The organism is Clostridium beijerinckii (assembly GCF_036699995.1).
Lineage (GTDB): Bacteria > Bacillota > Clostridia > Clostridiales > Clostridiaceae > Clostridium > Clostridium helianthi.
The window spans coordinates 4650927-4669350 of the sequence record NZ_CP144906.1; the positions used below are offsets into that span (position 1 = coordinate 4650927).

At 30.0% G+C, this 18424-nt stretch carries 16 protein-coding genes; all 16 read right to left on the minus strand.

The genetic code is table 11. The annotated features are described in order from the left end of the window. Window positions 1-5: 5 nt before the first annotated feature. The 16 genes from PZA12_RS21300 to PZA12_RS21375 all read right to left on the minus strand — a co-directional run bounded on the left by PZA12_RS21300 (window position 6) and on the right by PZA12_RS21375 (window position 18420). Window positions 6-1130: a 2-aminoethylphosphonate aminotransferase gene (locus PZA12_RS21300; protein ID WP_103697598.1), complete on the minus strand. Its 1125-nt coding sequence runs from the start codon at window positions 1128-1130 to the stop codon at window positions 6-8. A 265-nt stretch (window positions 1131-1395) separates the two neighbouring features. Further along, complete coding sequence (gene aepY / locus PZA12_RS21305; RefSeq protein WP_078114505.1) at window positions 1396-2529, minus strand: phosphonopyruvate decarboxylase; 1134 nt, start codon at window positions 2527-2529, stop codon at window positions 1396-1398. A gap of 131 nt (window positions 2530-2660) precedes the next feature. Continuing rightward, the gene (gene aepX / locus PZA12_RS21310) at window positions 2661-3959 is read right to left on the minus strand and encodes a phosphoenolpyruvate mutase (RefSeq protein ID WP_077830754.1); all 1299 of its coding nucleotides are present in this window, start codon (window positions 3957-3959) and stop codon (window positions 2661-2663) included. Window positions 3960-4066: 107 nt separating this feature from the next. Further along, the gene (locus PZA12_RS21315; RefSeq protein ID WP_078114504.1) at window positions 4067-4858 is read right to left on the minus strand and encodes a phosphocholine cytidylyltransferase family protein; all 792 of its coding nucleotides are present in this window, start codon (window positions 4856-4858) and stop codon (window positions 4067-4069) included. A gap of 187 nt (window positions 4859-5045) precedes the next feature. Further along, window positions 5046-6044, minus strand: a complete 999-nt coding sequence (locus tag PZA12_RS21320; protein WP_103697599.1) for a hypothetical protein — start codon at window positions 6042-6044, stop codon at window positions 5046-5048. Between the two features lie 306 nt (window positions 6045-6350). Beyond that, complete coding sequence (locus tag PZA12_RS21325) at window positions 6351-7010, minus strand: ABC-2 transporter permease (RefSeq protein ID WP_078114502.1); 660 nt, start codon at window positions 7008-7010, stop codon at window positions 6351-6353. Between the two features lie 156 nt (window positions 7011-7166). Next, entirely contained in the window at window positions 7167-8024 is an 858-nt protein-coding gene (locus PZA12_RS21330; RefSeq protein WP_078114501.1) for an ABC transporter ATP-binding protein, read from the minus strand. 177 nt (window positions 8025-8201) lie between these two features. Further along, window positions 8202-8582, minus strand: a complete 381-nt coding sequence (locus tag PZA12_RS21335) for a GntR family transcriptional regulator (RefSeq protein ID WP_017212540.1) — start codon at window positions 8580-8582, stop codon at window positions 8202-8204. 318 nt (window positions 8583-8900) lie between these two features. After that, the gene (locus PZA12_RS21340) at window positions 8901-10304 is read right to left on the minus strand and encodes a cation:dicarboxylate symporter family transporter (RefSeq protein WP_103697600.1); all 1404 of its coding nucleotides are present in this window, start codon (window positions 10302-10304) and stop codon (window positions 8901-8903) included. Window positions 10305-10568: 264 nt separating this feature from the next. Next, the gene (locus PZA12_RS21345; RefSeq protein ID WP_103697601.1) at window positions 10569-11504 is read right to left on the minus strand and encodes a M14 family metallopeptidase; all 936 of its coding nucleotides are present in this window, start codon (window positions 11502-11504) and stop codon (window positions 10569-10571) included. Continuing rightward, complete coding sequence (locus tag PZA12_RS21350) at window positions 11501-12436, minus strand: M14 family metallopeptidase (protein ID WP_103697602.1); 936 nt, start codon at window positions 12434-12436, stop codon at window positions 11501-11503. The genes PZA12_RS21345 and PZA12_RS21350 overlap by 4 nt, the downstream gene beginning before the upstream one ends. 219 nt (window positions 12437-12655) lie before the next feature. Beyond that, a complete protein-coding gene (gene gabT, locus PZA12_RS21355) occupies window positions 12656-13996 on the minus strand; it encodes a 4-aminobutyrate--2-oxoglutarate transaminase (RefSeq protein WP_077309247.1) in 1341 nt (446 codons plus the stop codon). A 432-nt stretch (window positions 13997-14428) separates the two neighbouring features. Further along, entirely contained in the window at window positions 14429-15646 is a 1218-nt protein-coding gene (locus PZA12_RS21360; RefSeq protein WP_103697603.1) for a PucR family transcriptional regulator, read from the minus strand. Window positions 15647-15962: 316 nt separating this feature from the next. Continuing rightward, the gene (locus tag PZA12_RS21365) at window positions 15963-16670 is read right to left on the minus strand and encodes an amino acid ABC transporter permease (RefSeq protein ID WP_077830609.1); all 708 of its coding nucleotides are present in this window, start codon (window positions 16668-16670) and stop codon (window positions 15963-15965) included. A 58-nt stretch (window positions 16671-16728) separates the two neighbouring features. Further along, window positions 16729-17613, minus strand: coding sequence for a substrate-binding periplasmic protein (locus PZA12_RS21370; RefSeq protein WP_017212546.1), 885 nt, complete (start codon window positions 17611-17613; stop codon window positions 16729-16731). A gap of 81 nt (window positions 17614-17694) precedes the next feature. Continuing rightward, window positions 17695-18420, minus strand: coding sequence for an amino acid ABC transporter ATP-binding protein (locus PZA12_RS21375; RefSeq protein ID WP_103697604.1), 726 nt, complete (start codon window positions 18418-18420; stop codon window positions 17695-17697). Between the last annotated feature and the right edge of the window lie 4 nt (window positions 18421-18424).

Below are 18424 nucleotides of genomic sequence, written 5' to 3' on the forward strand. Positions count from 1 at the left end.
TATTATTATATAATACCTGTAAAATACTCTTCTAATATTTTTACAAATCTCCTCATATCATCTGGATATATATCACCTATATTAGCTATTCTAAATGTGTTTTCTAAAGATATCTTTCCTGGATATATAGTAAATCCCCTATTATATAAGTAATCATGTAATCTATCGAATTTATAATTTTTTATCTGTGGCTCAATTACTGAAGTCAAAAGCATTGATGATATGTTTTTATCTATTAGTCTATTTAAATTAAGTCTATCTAGTCCATCCCATAAAATTTTACAACACTCTTTATATCTCTTATATCTCTTCTCTATTGTCTCGTTCTTAGCCTCTATTATTGCCTGCTTTAATGCATAAAGTATTTGAACTGGCGGCGTAAATCTCATTTGATAATTATCTTTAAAATATGAATATTGTTTGTATATATTAAGGTAGAGATTTCTAGGTTTTATACTTTGAGTTTTATTCAAAGCCTTCTTATCTGCTACTACAAAGCTTATTCCTGCCATACCTTGTATGCATTTATTTGAACTCGATGCTAAATATCTTATATTCATCTCATCCATATCTATAGGAATTCCTGCAAATGAACTCATTGCATCTACTATCATCTCAATACTATATTTCTTACAAATTTCACCTAATAATTCTATGTCATTTAATATCCCTGTTGTAGTCTCATGATGGACTACCGCTAAATGACTTATAACTCCACAATTATTTATTTTATTTTCTTCATTATTCTTTTTAATTACTTCTTCCAACTCTTTTAAGTTTATTGTTTCTATTTGAGAACTTTTAAATTCTATATAATTCAAATTATATATTTCTGCAATTTCACACATTCTCTTGCCATAAGCCCCATTATTAATTATCAATATGGTTTTATTATCAACTACCGAACTTAAAATCGCCTCAACTGCTGCAGTTCCCGATCCTCCAAATAATATAGTTGTATACTTTTCATTTGAACCTACAAATTCAGTAAGTTCTCTTGATATAAACTCCATAATGCTCCCAAATTCTTTTTCTCTTGGGCAAATATCTGGTACAATCTGAGCGAATTTTACTGTATCCGATGTGGTAGCTGGTCCTGGATTTAATAATATATTTCTTCTGATTTCCAAATTAATTTCCTCCTATACCGTATTATCAAAAAAAACAACAACTCAGCATGCCTGTCTATTTTTTTTATACATAAATTCTAAATAATATAATTCATTCAAAGTATCCTGCTTGCATTGTATAATTATTTAAAACAGGCTTCAATGAACTGAAATTTTTATAACATGTGTATGTTGCAATTCACAATGCACGTTTCATAATTCACAATTCTAAAATTCTTGAAATATTTTAGAATTGTGATGAAGAATTATTTTTGCTACATTTATATTAATTCTCTAAAAATTTCATAAACATTTCTTTATTTTCAATTGGTGTTGTTGTAGGTCTTCCTAAATTTTTTCTTGAACCTTTTTTTACTTTTATCTCTAAAAATATAGGACCTTTCTCATTGCTTATTTTTTCCGATAACCTAACTAATTCATCTCTTGAACTACACGAGTAGAATTTTTTATATCCACAAGCTTTAGCAATTGCTAAAGTATCTATTTTAAATCCTACAGTTTCTTGACCGCCTACTGAATCATGAGCTCCATTATTTATCAAAATATGCTTAAGATTATCTGTATTTTGATTTCCTATTATAGGCAAACCGCCAAGATGCATTATTAAAGCACCATCTCCGTCAATACAATAGACATCTCTGTCTTTTCTGCTTAATGCAATACCCAATGCTATTTGAGATGCATGTCCCATAGATCCTACTGTTAAAAAATCCTTACTATGGTCTCCATTATATCTTTCTCTCAACTCAAAAAGTTCCCTCGAAGCCATTCCCGTTGTCGATACTACAACTGATTTTTCTTTCGCTTTAGATATTAATATTTCTATAGCATCTTCCCTAGTCATTTCTAACTCCAAAGTCTCATCATACTTTATTTGATATTCATCAAAAGTATCTTTTTTCACTACCAATGCATATGGCTCGCTATTTTCCTTCATATAATTATTTGCGTTCCTTACCTTTTTCCTCATTTCATCATTGCTTGTGTTATTATCTAAAATATCATATTTAATGCTTAGAAGGTCTAATGTCTCCATTGTAACAAGTCCTTGTTTCTTATGTTGAGGTTCATCTTTCTTATTTGGCTCACCTCTCCATCCAACTATTAAAAGCACTGGTATACTATAGACCAATTTATCTGTAAGTGATGCAAGTGGATTTAATGCATTTCCAAGACCTGAGTTTTGCATGTATACTAGGCCAATTTTCTTTGTTGCTAAGTGATATCCCGACGCTATTCCTATTGCATTCCCCTCATTAGCTGAAATTATATTCTTTTCGCTACCTACATTTTCCTTAATGTATGCACAAAAAGACTTTAGTAAAGAATCTGGAACACCCGTAAAGAAATCTATATTGTTATTTAATAGCTCATTATAAAACTCTTTTACTTCAATCATTCTTTTTAACTCCTTTAATATTACGCTTATGAAAACTATATTTTCGGCATACTCCAAATATAATATTTTAATAGTCAAAAAATGGAACAAGCACTCAAATATATATAATTTCAGTTGTTTACTTAATTTCTTTACATTCCTCCTGGAATCAAAGTAAGTATTTCTTTTATAGGCATACAATTGATTGAAGCCTCTTTAGATCGCCCATTCTCTAAAATACTTTTCGCTGTATTTACCATTGCTGGATATGCACTTCTTATCAGATGATTTGCATAAATAATAACGTTAACTCCTAATTCCATTAACTCTTCCTCTTTCATAAAATTATATGAAGTTGGGACTACTACTAAAGGTACTCTATTTTCAAACTCATTATATCTTCTACAGAATTCAATGATTTCTCTTCCATCTTTTTCTTTACTATGAATCATGATACCATCTGTTCCTGCTTCAATATAAGCTTTGGCCCTTTTTATAGCATCATCCATTCCAGCGCCTGCAATTAAACTTTCAATTCTCGAAATTATCATAAAATCACTAGTTACTCTCGCCTCTCTCCCAGCCCTTATTTTGTCACAAAAGTGTTCTATTGTATCTTGAGTTTGCTTCACTTCTGTTCCAAATAATGAATTTTTCTTAAGACCAGTTTTATCTTCAATGATAATAGCTGAAACGCCTAACCTTTCTAAAGTCTTAACAGTATAGACGAAATGTTCAATTTGTCCTCCTGTATCACCATCAACTATTATAGGTTTTGTTGTTACCTCTAAAATATCATTAATTGTATTTAATCTTGATGTTAAATCTACCAATTCTATATCAGGTTTTCCCTTAGCTGTTGAATCACATAATGAACTAATCCACATTCCATCAAACTCTTTTATTTTCCCATCCCTTTGAACTTTAGTCTTTTCAACAATGAGTCCTGTTAAGCCATTATGAGCCTCAAGTATTCTTAGGGGTTTCTTTGAATAAATTAATTCCTTTAGGCCTTTCATTCTCATTTGAGGCGTTATACCTATTTTAGCTAATTCTTCATCTAATTTTGAAATGGAAACCCCTTTAGTATATGGAACTTCTATAAGTTCTCCTTCCCATTGTTTTAACACCTCTATAACTTTTTCTCTTAATTCTTTTTGCGAGCCTTCCTTCCAATCATCCCCGTGAAGAACATAGTTAGGTCTAATTTTAAGAAGGTTTGGAACTTGATCTAAGCTTTCTTGAGGAACTACAGATATAACGCCTTTAATATTACTAATCACTTCTTTTCTCTCATCATATTTCATTATTGGATTTCTCCAGTAACCTCTTATAACCTCATCTGTATGCAATCCCACTATTATATCTCCAAATTTTCTTGCTTCATTTAGTACATTTAGATGTCCTTGATGAATTATATCAGCACTCATAGCAACATAAACTGTTTTCATATTCTTTCACTCTCTCCTATTTTCTACATTTTTATATGCATATTTCTAGACGTTAAAACTTAACTATAAAAAATCTATTAACCTAACGCATATCCAAACATTTTCCTCTATACTGCTCTCTCTTCCGAAATTTTTTCTAGCTTTGGTATGATTGATTTCTTTATTCTTTCAAGATGATTTTTATCATCTACTTCTCCCCATACTAAATTTTCAATCTTTAAATATCCTACTTTTCTTTTTTTAGCAGCATCAAATATTGCATCCTCATAATCGTATTTCTTTGTCTTCTCGCACTTATCTTCAAAAATACTATCATAATCATATATTTTTCTATTAAATTCTTTATATTGCTTCAGCATTTCCTTATACAACTCTAATGATATTTTAGAAATCCCAACCAATTCCCCATACACATGTCCTATATCTTCTCTTCTTTTGGATATTTTATATAAGTTATTATCCCTAACTTCTACATAGCATTCATCTCCAGAATCTGTTTTTCCACTTAGTAAAATACAATCATTTTCTTCAAAATTTATAGTCTTTATTAGTGCATAAACCTCATATATTAAATCACTTTCAAGTAGCAAAAAGTCTTCTTTTAATTCATCTTCAAGAATTGATAGTGAAGTCATGCTGCCAGTAGCTTTATATTTTCTATTTTTTCTTGTTTCTATATAATTTTTATCTTTTGCTAGTTCATCATAAAATTCATGCAAATGTCCTGTTACTATATAAATTTTATCTATGCCTAGACTTCGTAATTTCTCAATAGATCTTTCTATCAAGCTTTTCCCATTTACCTTTATAAATCCTTTTGGTAACATATCCTTTGTTATATCCTGCAATCTTGATCCCATTCCAGCTGCTAAAATTACTGCTGTTCTTACTTTACTCATTTTCCCCCTCCATACGGTTCATATTTTGAACAAAATTATCTTAACATCTTTCATTGTTCAAAACAATATGTTCATACAGAAATTTACTTTAATTCTAAAAATATATTCAAAAAAAAGAACCACTCCTTATCTGTTTGATAGGAAGTGGTTCATTTTAATAAAGCTTTTATTTTATTATTTTAAAGTATTATTTTGATACTACATTTGTAGATGATGCTATAGTTGTGTTTGTTGCTGGAACCATTAATTTATTAAACTCTTCTTGAGAAACTTTTAATGTGCTAGTTGGGAAAGTTATCCCTTTGACATCACTCTTAGTATCTGTTGTTTTCATAGTTAATGCAATAGTTCCAAAATCTTTAATTTGTAAATTCATGTTGAAATCTGAGCTATAACTATTATCTGCAAATACTTCTTTTGAGTTAATAGTTGTTCCAGCTAATGATGCCTTAATTTCAGGTAATGATTTATCAAATTCTGGGCTATTAGCAGCAGTTTTCATCTGTGTAATACTTTCAGCTGGCAATCCTAACTTAAATGTACTATTAAGATTATCTAAATTATTAGCTGTTGCTTTTAATGCTTTTGCAGCTAAATCTACAGTTTTATCTGCATCAAGATTTATTGTATATTCTCTTCCATTTTGAACGAAAGGTAAATCAAGATCAGCGCTTCCTCCAAATATCATCTTTCCGAATTCAACCATTCCATCTGGTTGAGTCATTAATGATTTTAATTTTGTTGCATCAACACCTGATGCTTCTGTATCAATACCTATATACTCTTGAGTTATATTATTTAAACCTGTTGGAGCGCTTTGTCCAGTTAAAGAAGATATCCCTTGGTAAAAGCTCTTATTTATATAACTTGTAGTTCCATCGCAATATGCTTTAAGTTCTGGAATATTAAGCTTTCCTGCTGGATCAGTAAATGTCATATCAACATATGATTTGTCTTTTGCTGTATATCCAGTAGCCGCAAATTTTATTTCTTGTTTTGTTTCAGTTCCATCTTTTCCTTTTACATTGATATTTAAGTCTCCATCAATGCTTGATGTTGTTGCTTCCCATTTAGACGTATTTGAAAGTTCCTGTGCATAATTAAGTGTTGCTTGGCTACATCCAGCCATTGTTCCAACAGTTAAAGCTGCTGTCATAATGAATGCCAAAGTTTTTTTCATTTTCATTTTTCTTTCCCCCTGTAAATACTCATTATTTATCCGATAGCTAGCATCGGTAACACTCCACTTCTTTAAGCTGGAGATAACGGCTGCACGCTCCTGGATAAGTTCAACTAAGATTCAGATGGGGATCAAACCCCACCTGAATCAAGTTTCACTTGATGATAAAAATACAATGTATGTTAATAATTTACTTTTCATCATATTTCTATTATACATATTTTTGATTAATAAATGATAGAAAAAAATATTAAATTTACCTTAATTTATACTTAATATTTCTAAATATTTTTTAACAAATATCTTTACACACTATATTTCTTTTGCTTTACATATCTTATATGAAATTAGATATGAAATATATCCTATAAGTGCTGTGACTAACATGCTGATAATTATTAATATTAACTTATTATTTATAATAAAATCTAAAGAATTCTCTAATATAAAACCATCCTTATTTACCAAAAATGATGGTAACGCAAATATGAAAAATGCAGGTAAAAGATATACTAATAATGATACTGCTTTGCCCTTTTCCATTCCAAACTTGTAATATATAGGATATTGAATAAAGCAGGTTATTAAGCTCATTAACCCACAAAAGAACATTGTTAAAATTTCAAAATTTTGAATTCTATTAATCTGATATAGATAGGTCACAATAGATGTATTAATGAGAAATATAAACAAAGCTATACCTATTAAATACAAAAACCTTCCAAGAACCATATCAGAAATTTTAGCAGGAAACATATAATACATCTGAGTGCTTTTTTCATTCCCTTGAGTACTAAACGGTATTGTTGCTAAAATTATTAAAAAGAAAAATAAGTATGATAATGCCATACTGTATGTTTCTCCTGAAAACATAAATAAAGCACAAAATATCGCTGGTGCTAACACATAAAGCCTAATACTTTCTTTTATTAATCTTAAATCAAATTTTAAGTAACTTATTGATCTACTCATATTTTAAAACCTCTTTCTCTTTATAAATTCTACATATAATTAATACTAAAACATAATATATATGTCACAATTCACAATTCCAGTTAAAATTCTTGCAATATTTTTAGAATTATGATGGAGAATTATTCTTGCAACGTATATGCATAGAATACTTTATTACTGATCCCTTTTTCCATTAATATAAAATATCACAATGTTATCCATTGATGGTTTTTCTACTAGCAAATCTTTACTTATATACTCTCTATTCTTTGAATCAATTAATCCTTCAAATCCAAAATTAGAAGACTTATATCCAATTAACTTCTCTTTTAATTCTTCTGTTAAATCATCAAGACCACCTTTAACCAATAGATGATTTTCTAGTACATTCTCTGTTATATCATAAAACACCTTTTCTCCATTATTAATAAAGAATAGATAATCTGTTATCTTTTCAAGATCGCTTGTTATATGGGTTGAAAATAGAACACTTTTTTCTCCATCCGCTATATATTCCTGTAATATCTCTAAAACTTCATTTCTAACTACTGGATCAAGGCCACTTGTTGGTTCATCTAATAGAAGAAGTTTTGTATTTCTTGATAAAATACTTGCAAAAGATAATTTAACTTTCATTCCCTTTGAAAATTCTTTTATTTTTTTCTTATAAGGAAGGTTCCATTTTTCAGCATATTCATTAAATTTGCTTTCATCAAATGAAGTATAAAAATCTTTTAGCGTACTAATTACATCTTTTAATGTAAAATTTATTGGAAAATAGCATTCATCTCCGATAAATCCTATCATGTCTTTATAAACTTCTTCTCCATCCTCATAACTCTTGCCAAATACTTTTATTACTCCACTATCCTTTTTTAATTGATTCATTATGAGTTTTATAGTCGTTGTTTTCCCAGCACCATTTTGTCCCACATATCCTAATATATAACCTTTTGGCAATTCCAAATTTATATTTTTAAGTTCAAAGCCATCAAATGTTTTATTTAAATTCTTTATTTCAAGTGCATTCATATTTCCCTACTCCTTAAAATCATATTCTTAATAATAACGTGCATTGTAATAATTAAACTTCCACATATTCTATCCGATAGCTAGCATCCGTAACACTCCCTTATAACGGCTGCACGCTCCTGGATAAGTTCAACTAAATTCAGCTTGAGTATAAAACTCAACCTGAAATTTTTCACTTTATGTAATTTGCTCATCTGCCAATGTTTTTAGCATAACCACTAATTCATCATTTGATATATTAGCTAGTTTCCCATTTTCAATAGCAACCATGAGGGCTTCTTCTATTTTCTTTAAATATTGTTCCCTTACCATTTCGCTATCCTTAGGAAGTACATAACTTCCCTTTCCTCTAAGAGTTGCTATAAACCCTTCACTTTCAAGGTCAGAATAAGCTCTGGTTGTGGTAATAACACTTATGCCTAAGTCCTTCGCCAGCTGTCTTATTGATGGCAAAAACTCATTTTCTAAAATTTCGCCTGATAGAATTTGTTCTTTTATTTGAGCTTTAATTTGCTCATAAATAGGCAAATCAGATTTATTAGAAAGTAATATTTTCAAATTACTACTTCGCCTCCTTTGTGTTCATACTGTATATATACAATATATACAGTATGAACAGTTTTGTCAATAATTTATTGTTTATTTTATTTCTATTACTGTAACACTCATACTTCTTTAAGTTGAAGATAGCAGCTATACTACATTATATAAGTTTAGCCAATATTAAGATGAAGTCCAAAATACAACGTAATCAAGTTTCACTTAATAATAAAGTCTTTAAAGTTAGTTTATATTATTAATACACTTTCAATTCAAAAAGACCATTAGGTGATTTATATTCTCACCTAATGGTCTTTAATATCTTAATTCTATTTTTTAATTTCCTTCTGCTATGACTTTATCCTGAACATTATTAAATACATCTTTATCCAATTCATTAAAGCTCTTAGCAACTGTTACTGCTGTAACCATTGATCCATCAACATTAAGCGCTGTTCTCGCCATATCTAATATCGGATCTATTGCAAGTATTCCTCCTGCAAGAGGGAAGAAACTTCCCATTCCCATTCCTGATATTACTACTGATACTGACATTATTGCTGTTCCTGGTAATCCAGCTATTCCAAATGAACTTATAATTATAGTAATTACCAGCATAGCGTAGAAGCTAAAATCCATTGGAGTTCCAGACATATTTGCAATTGTAACAGCCATTAATGCTGGATATATAGCAGCACAGCCATTCATTCCCATATTAGCTCCAAGACTTCCTGCAAAGCTTGCAATTCCTTTTTCAACTCCAACCTTTTTATTCAAAGTCTCAATAGTAACAGGTAAAGTTCCAAGACTTGATCTAGATGTAAAAGCCAAAACTAACGGCTCAATTACATTTCTTAAATATTGAATAGGATTTAAGCCATTAAGCGAAATTATTACAAGATGAATTACAAATACAATAATAACACTTACATATAAAGCAACTATGAAATTAACCACATTTATTATTGCTGATATTCCATTTGATGCAACTGTATTTGAAAGTAGTGGTAATACAGCATATGGCATAAATCTGATAACTGTTCTAGCTACAGTAGTCATTATGTTATAGAATGCCTCTATAACATCTATTGCTGGTTTTATAATATCTTTGTTAGTCTTATTTAGTTTTCTTATAGCTATTCCAAGAAATGCTGCAAATATAACAACAGCCACTATGTTTGCATCTGCCATTGCTTTTATTGGATTTGCTGGTAAAAGTCCTCTCATAGTATCTACAAAAGATGTTATTTCTTTTAATTCAGCTTTACTTTGGATTGCTTCAACTCCAACGCCAAGTCTAAATAAATTTCCGATTATTATAGCAACTATTGAAGCAATAGCTGTAGTTCCTAATAAAACAAATATCGATCTAGAAGTAAGTTTTCCTAAACTTTGTTTTTCATCCATGTTTATTATAACTTTTAACATTGAAAGAAAAACTAATGGTACTACTAACATTTTTAATAGGTCCATGAATCCATTTCCTACTAACCCATACCATTTTGTAACCTCACCTATCCAGGTAACATCCCCTGTATTGCTTGGAAATCCTGCTATAAATTGTATTATAACTCCAAGTAATAATCCTCCCACAGTTGAAATAATCATACGTTTTGAAAAGTTTAATCCAGCCTTTTCTAACTTATAAAGTCCATAGAATAAACCTATTAAAATCGCTATAAATATTATTGGTTTATAGCTTGTTATCATTATAAATTTTGAAAAAAATGTACTTTCCATTGTTCCCTCCTATAATTCCTATAATTCCTATATAATTAGTATACTTATAGTATCAATTATATGATCATATGTCAATAAAAGTTAATACTATTTTTAAATATATTCTTCCTGAAAACATATACTTCTTAATACTTTATAATAATTATGTAATACTTATTACTACTTTAATCAAAATATCATTTAAAATTTATGATAAAAAAAATAACTATTATGAATATAACTTTCAATTATCAAAAGCTAATATTCATAATAGTTATGTAAATTTTACTCATGAAGTCTTCTTATTATTTTATATGCAACCACATTTTCCATGACCATTGGTGACTTATGAGCAAAAAAGATTATTCCATCAGTAGGAGATGTAATTTTTTCAATGATTTCACCTTCATATGGATGGATTATTTCTGCAAGAACATCGCCTCTTTCCACTCCATCTCCTGGATTTTTTAACCTTCTATATATTCCACCTGTAGTAGTCTTTACCGAAAGCAAATCATCTTCCTGCAAAACACTAGCTATGTATCCACTGTGACTAGTATACTTTATGACTCCCATTCTAGTTAAAAATCTTAATACAGCCACTACTGCATGTTTGGCAGAAACTTCATCAATTTGATCTGTAGCATTTGTATATAAAGAGAAGGCACTTGCATTCCACATCTGCCAATTATAGTTTAATGTCATGGTATCATAAGGTTTGGGCTTACGAATTAACACATACTGAAGTCCAAATAAATTTGCAAGACTTGGACTCTGATATCCTGTTTCCATCATCCTTATATGCGGAATAAAATCTCCAGGCATATAAAAACTAGCAAACTGTATTCCATACGTATAATCCTTAACTTGTTCAAAAACACCACTTGCAATTCTCTGAGTTGTTTCCCCATGTACTTCTCCTGGGAACATTCTATTTATATCAGTGTTGTCCATTGTCCAAAATCTTTTTCCGATATTCATTGAATGAGGATTTACACAAGGAATCACAAGAATTTCGCTATGTCTTGAAATTGCTCCCCTTTGCTCTAACTTAGTTAAAGTTTTAATCAATTGAGAACACGTATATAATTGCTGTATCTCATTTCCCCTTATTGCACCTACTATGCATGCTGACTTTCCACCTTTTCCAAATTTATATCCTGTTATTCTCATATCATCTCTATGTGGTGACTTTAATGTATATATTATTTCTTTTATCATTTTACGCCTCCAAGTACCCTCGCAATAAGTGATCCTTCATAAACAACTGGGTATTCTCTCAATGTAAATACTACTCCATCACAAGATGAAATAACCTCTTCTTCTATTTCCCCAGTTAAGGAATTAAAAATCTCTCCAATTTTTTCTTCTCTTTTTATTTCATCCAAATGTTTTACACAAGGCATAAATATTCCTGATGAATTAGCATTTATAAACTTCACTTCTTTTTCAGTTGATATTATGGGATCTCTTACAGGACTTACTTTACCATTCCATATGTCTAATTTTTTCATTAAATTAAATATACCTTCCACTAATTGATCCCCATATTCTTGTGTAATTCTCATTCCGACCCCCATCTCTACAAGCAATGTTGGTATATTTTTATTATTTAAGCTATATGTAAGTGTTGATTCCAGAACAGTAGATTCTGGATGAACCCATATAAAATCCATATTCAACAGCTTTGCATAAGGTACTAATTTATCCTTTATATGCTCACTTACCCTAACTTGAGGCACTTCTCTCAAAAATATATTGCTTGCATGCAGGTCTATGCACATATCAGCCCCTTCTATATCTTCAATAATTTTAGCTGCAACATGTTCTGCCATTGCTCCGCTTTCAGATCCTGGAAATATTCTATTCATATCTAAATCAAATGTTGGCATTCCCCTATGTACTGAATCTATTCCAAGCGGATTTAAAGATGGATATATATCAACAATTCCATTTAAGTATTTAATATTTTCTTTAATTTTTCTTATTAATTTGTAACATACATATTGACCTTCAAGTTCATCTCCATGAAGACCTGTTATAATACATATTCTTTTAGCCTTTTCATTAATATTTACTGACGTAAGTCTATTTTTTTTGATTACTAACTTCTCATCAACCGCTAATCCTAAAGATACTACCGTTTCTACCATGTTCCCCTCCATATGCTCACACTCAAAAACCTATTCTGTAAAAACAATCTAAATTGATATTATTATTGTAAAAAAATTTTCTTTTATACAAAAAATAAGCAAAGAATCCCACTGTGTGAGCTTCTTTGCTTTAATCTAATATTACTACTTGGATATTTTATTGTCAAACTTTTTTACAGTCCATATATAAAAGTACTTTCTAAAATATTTGAATATTATTTATATACACTCTTTTATTGATTCTTCCAATACATCCATTCCATATTTAACTTGTTCATCTGTCATAACTAATGGTGGTAGGAAACGAATTACATTTCCAAGTATACCTGCATTTAAGAATATAACACCATTTTCATAACATTTTTTAATTATAGATTTAACTAAATCTGCTGCTGGCTCTTTTGTGCTTCTATCTTTTACAAATTCTAATCCTACCATTGCACCTAAACCTCTTACATCTCCTATAACTGTATACTTTTCCTTCATCTCATTTAGTCTTTCCATAATATATCCGCCAAGTTTTAATGATTTTTCACATAGATTTTCTTTTTCAATCTTCTCAATAACTTTAAGCGCTGCTACGCATCCAAGAGGACTTCCAGAATACGTTCCACCAATTCCACCAACACAGGCTGAATCCATGATTTCTTTTTTAGCAACAACTGCGCTTAGCGGTACCCCAGCAGCTATTGATTTTGACATAGTAATAATATCTGGTTCTATACCATAATGTTCATGTGCAAACATTTTTCCTGTTCTTGCAAATCCTGCTTGTATCTCATCAACTATAAATACTATATTGTTCTCATTACAAACTTTTTGCAATTCTCTCATGTATTTTGCAGATGGAACTACAAATCCACCTTCACCTTGTAATGGCTCAATTATTAAACATGCAATCATGTCTGGAGAAAGAGTTGTTTTAAGCATAGTTTTTAGTCTATTAATACATTCATCTGCATATTCTTCTTCTGAAACTCCAAGTGGTGCTCTATACGAATAAGGGAAATCAAATTTATATGTTTCTGGTGCAAATGGTCCAAAACCATTTTTGTATGGTTTGTATTTACTTGTTATTGACATAGTCATATTTGTACGACCATGGAAAGACCCAGTAGCTGAAAGTACTCCTGTTTTCTTAGTATAAGTTCTTGCTATTTTTATAGCATTTTCTACTGCTTCTGCTCCACTATTAGCAAACATTACTTTCTTTTCGTAATCTCCAACTGTTATTTCAGTTAATTTTTTTGCCAAAGCACCGTAAGATTCATATGTTACTACATTATAGCTTGGGTGAATAAATAATTCTGTTTGTTTCTTTATTTCTTCAACAATCTCAGGATCACAATGTCCAACATTTTGAACACCAATTCCTGCTGCAAAATCTAAAAATACATTTCCATCTACATCTTTAATTAATGCTCCCTTTGCTTCAGCTATAGCAATACCTGTTGATACCGAAACTCCATCGGCAACATATTTTTTTCTTTCCTCTAATATCTCTATTGATTTAGGACCTGGTATTGATGTTACTAATTTTACATTTGATTCTTCTATCATTATAAAACCCTCCATTAACGTTTATTTTCTTAATATATTTCTAATTCCATAAAAAAGGAGCCATCATGTTTATTTACACGAAAGACTCCATTGCCTATAAAATTTATTTAAATTTCTTAACTTGTTTATATAATAATACTTTCTATTTTTCTTTTCTATGTCCAAGCATTATAATGTTTTTGTATGTTTTGACTAAAATACCGAGATCAAATACACATAAACATATTAAAACTTAGATTAATACATGCTTAAAAATAACATATTAGTGCACATTGGCCATATTATTTATTTTTCAAATATTTTATTAATATATAACTTAGACTTGTTTTGCAACTTACTAAAATCATAAATATTTTTATTTAGAAAAACTATAAAATATCAATGAAGGCTCTAAACAACAAATTATATACAATATATACACTATTCATCTGCCTATTTAAGAATTTTACCAATGTCTAGTGCAATCTTTACTTTAATACAATCATTAAAATTCCGTAAATCACAATTTAATAGTTCTTCTATTTTTTTAATTTTATATTTAAGGGTGTTTCTATGAAGAAATAGCTTTTCCGCTGTAACTGTAATATTACAATTCTCATTTAGATACATCTCCAATATTTCAACTAAATTGTTATCTTTACTATCAGAACTACTAATTGGACCTAGAACTTCTGAGAAATAATTTTCTAATATACTCCTATTCTCAACGCTGAAAAGTATGCTGTAAATCCCTATATCTTTGTATCTTGTAATTGTGTCATCTAAACCTTGGCATTTTGCGCTATCTATAGCTAGCTCCGCTTCATTTAATGATTGTTTCATCATTTTTAAATCCTTGTACGAGTTTCCTATTCCTACACTTACAGACATTCCATCCATGCGATTCTTTGTAGCTGACTGTATCTCTTTTAAAGCCTTGTCTAATCTATTCATGCAATTTTCTTCTGACCTAATAAAAAAGATCACAGCATCATCCTTATCTATTATTGGTACCTTTAGTGCATGTTTATCAAGTATATCTTGAACTATTTTTCTAAAATTTATTTTAATCTTAGATATACTTTTCTCATCACCTAAATTCTTTAGCTTTAAATATCTCTCGAAACCATCAATATCTATAACACATATGCAACATCCGCCTGATAGATTATATCCAAAATATGCGGCCTTTTGTATTGCATCTCCTTCTAATTCACCATCTCCAAATAGAATATTACTTAAAAAATGTGATAAAGAATTTTCCTCAATACGAGATAAAATAATAGCATTACTAATTTCCCTTGAGACTTCAACCAATTTAACTTCCCAAGGTAATGTGAACAATGGAATTTCAAGTTCATTAGCAAGTTTAATCGCCTCTTCAGATACATTCCTTATGTATGGACCTATATTTACTATTAAGCCCGAACCATTTTTCTCACTAATTCCTTTAATAAAATCTAATAATAGCCCTTCATTTTCTCTAATTCCAACGCCGGTTATAAATATGATTTCTCCACCTTGCAGCCATTTAATTCCCTCCAATGGATTCTCAAAACATTCCGCCACATATATCCACTCTATGCTTTTTTCTAAGCCACCTTCTCCACCAACAAGATTAATTTTTCTTAAGGAATCTAATTTAAGTATATCTTTTACCGAAATTGACATAAACTTCACCCTTGCCCCTCTAATTATTTAAAATGTCATCTTTATTTATTATATTTTTATAATAATATCTCCTCATAAAAAAAGATATAATATTATGATAATTTTTTCATATTAAAAAGAAGGTTGATCAAATTCTTCTTACTCTCAATATTTATTGATATAATCAGAATTTGCTCAACCTTCTACTAACAATGTTTCATATTCTCTTTTAATATGGGTAAATACCTTGATTCTTAGTTACAGTTTTTACATAAACGTTTATAATAGAAAATAATTTACCAGGTGACACCTAAATAATTGTTCACCATATACCCCACTAGTTAAATTTCAACATCTTCTTTTCTACTAATTTTACTAGTTGTGAAAGTGGCAAACTTAATATTAAATAAAATCCTGCTAAAATTGTATATGATTCAATAGTTAAAAATGACTGAGACGCATAACTTTGAGTACGTAATAATAGTTCACTAACCGAGACATATGCAAGAAGTGATGTATCTTTTAACATCATTACAAGGTAATTCCCAAAGACAGGTATTACATTCCGAAGTGCCTGCGGTATTATTATTCTAAACATAGTTTGATTACTTGTAAGTCCTAATGCTAATGCTGCTTCTGTTTGCCCTCCATCTATTGATAATATTGATGAACGAATAACTTCCGATATGTAGCAGCCATAGTTAATCCCAAGACCTAGTGTTCCCGCAACTAGCGAACTTATTTTAAATTGATATCCTGGATTCCAGATTTGTACAATGATAGATACTAAAAGCGGTACTACATAATACATATATACTAATTGAACTAATAAAGGAGTTCCTCTTATAAATTCTAAAAATACTAATAAAAATCCTCTTAAAATTTTTATTTTACTAATACGTCCAATTGCAATAAATAATCCTAAAATTATTGCTAAAAAAAATCCAAATACCGTCGCTTGTACTACAACCCAAAGACCTGCCTTTAATGAAGGTACTAAGAACTTGAAAGCTGTACCAAAATCTAAATTAGATAGAATATCCATATATATTTCCTCCCCTTCTAAAAAAGAACCCGTCTGGATTCTTTTTTAGTTTATATTGTTACTTGTCAGAAGCTTTACCATCTTCTACTGATACAAAATAATCTTCATTCATTCCATACTTCTTAAGAAGTTTTAATATTGTTCCATCTTTCTTCATTTCATCAATCTGTTCATTAACTGCATCTGCTAAAGCTTTATCATTTTTTCTAACAGCTGCTGCTATCATTCCAGATGTTTCAGCTTTATATGGAGATAATATCTTTAAATTAAGACTGCTATCTTGTGATAATGTATACCCTGCAACCATTCCATCAGTTATACATGCATCTACCTTACCAGTATTTACTGCTAACATTAATTCAGATTGACTTCCAAATACTTTAACATCTTTCACGGATCCATCTTGTTGCCACTTTTGAGCTGTTTCAAGAAATGCTGTACCTTTTTGCCCGCCCAATGTTGCATTCTTCAAATCGTCTTTACTTGCAATTTTTGAATCCTTAGGAATTACTATAGCTTCGCCTTCCTTATACCATATGTTTGTAAATAATGCTAATTTCTTACGCTCGTCTTTAACATACATTCCATCTGTTACCATGTCTACTGTATTATTATTTAACTCAACCAACAGGTTTTCAAACGGTATTTGCTTCATTTCAACTTTATTAATTCCCAATCTTTTTGCAACTTCTGTTATGATTTCTGCATCAATTCCAGTAAATTCATTTGTTTTAGCATCCATAAATGCAAATGGTGCATCATTTGATGAAGCAACTGTTAATACCCCTTTTTCTTTTGCAGCTGCTAATGTATCCTTTGATTTATCATTACCTGCTGATGTTGATGTAGTACTAGAACTTCCCGAACCACATCCCGTCATAAATCCAATACAACTCATTATAACCATTGTTACAACTAATAATTTTTTCCCTAGTTTTTTCATAATTAATTTCCCCTTTTCGTAATTATTTTTAATGTTGAATCTTTTCATTATCTATAGTAATTTCAAATTTAACATGTGAATTTAGTTTAAAACTCTAGATAAAAACTCCTTTGTTCTTGGTTTTTTTGGATTTGCAAAAATCTCTTTTGGCGTACCCTCCTCAACTATATAACCCTTGTCCATAAAAATTACTCTGTCAGATACATCTCTAGCAAATCCCATTTCATGAGTAACAACTACCATAGTCATACCATCCTTAGCTAATTGCTTCATAACATCTAACACATCACCAACCAATTCTGGATCTAACGCTGATGTAGGTTCATCAAATAAGAGCATCCTTGGTTCCATTGCTAGTGCTCTTGCTATTGCAACTCTTTGCTGTTGCCCACCAGATAGAGTCCTAGGATATACATCTGCTTTGTCTTTTAAACCAACCTTTTTAAGAAGTTCTAGAGCTATTTCCTCAGCCTCTTTTCTATTTTTCTTTTTTGTAAGCACAGGTGCCAAAATAACATTTTCTATCACTGTGTGTAGTGGAAATAAATTATATTTTTGAAATACCATTCCTACTTCTTCCCTAAGAGAACGGCTATCAACATTCTTACCCAGTATATTTTTACCATCATAGAACATTTCCCCACCTGTTGGAACTTCAAATAAATTTAAACACCTTAAAAATGTGCTTTTACCAGATCCTGATGGTCCTATTATGCAAACTACTTCCCCTTCTTTTATATCTACACTTATATTTTTTAAAACCTCTAACTCTCCATATTTCTTTGATAATTCATTAACCTTATACATATTC

Coding starts and splice junctions, on each gene's coding strand:
- aepY (WP_078114505.1), bottom strand. CDS start 2,529: ATGATTGAAGTAAAAGAGTTTTATAATGAGCTATTAAATAACAATATA.
- aepX (WP_077830754.1), bottom strand. CDS start 3,959: ATGAAAACAGTTTATGTTGCTATGAGTGCTGATATAATTCATCAAGGA.
- PZA12_RS21315 (WP_078114504.1), bottom strand. CDS start 4,858: ATGAGTAAAGTAAGAACAGCAGTAATTTTAGCAGCTGGAATGGGATCA.
- PZA12_RS21320 (WP_103697599.1), bottom strand. CDS start 6,044: ATGAAAATGAAAAAAACTTTGGCATTCATTATGACAGCAGCTTTAACT.
- PZA12_RS21325 (WP_078114502.1), bottom strand. CDS start 7,010: ATGAGTAGATCAATAAGTTACTTAAAATTTGATTTAAGATTAATAAAA.
- PZA12_RS21330 (WP_078114501.1), bottom strand. CDS start 8,024: ATGAATGCACTTGAAATAAAGAATTTAAATAAAACATTTGATGGCTTT.
- PZA12_RS21340 (WP_103697600.1), bottom strand. CDS start 10,304: ATGGAAAGTACATTTTTTTCAAAATTTATAATGATAACAAGCTATAAA.
- PZA12_RS21345 (WP_103697601.1), bottom strand. CDS start 11,504: ATGATAAAAGAAATAATATATACATTAAAGTCACCACATAGAGATGAT.
- PZA12_RS21350 (WP_103697602.1), bottom strand. CDS start 12,436: ATGGTAGAAACGGTAGTATCTTTAGGATTAGCGGTTGATGAGAAGTTA.
- gabT (WP_077309247.1), bottom strand. CDS start 13,996: ATGATAGAAGAATCAAATGTAAAATTAGTAACATCAATACCAGGTCCT.
- PZA12_RS21360 (WP_103697603.1), bottom strand. CDS start 15,646: ATGTCAATTTCGGTAAAAGATATACTTAAATTAGATTCCTTAAGAAAA.
- PZA12_RS21365 (WP_077830609.1), bottom strand. CDS start 16,670: ATGGATATTCTATCTAATTTAGATTTTGGTACAGCTTTCAAGTTCTTA.
- PZA12_RS21370 (WP_017212546.1), bottom strand. CDS start 17,613: ATGAAAAAACTAGGGAAAAAATTATTAGTTGTAACAATGGTTATAATG.
- PZA12_RS21375 (WP_103697604.1), bottom strand. CDS start 18,420: ATGTATAAGGTTAATGAATTATCAAAGAAATATGGAGAGTTAGAGGTT.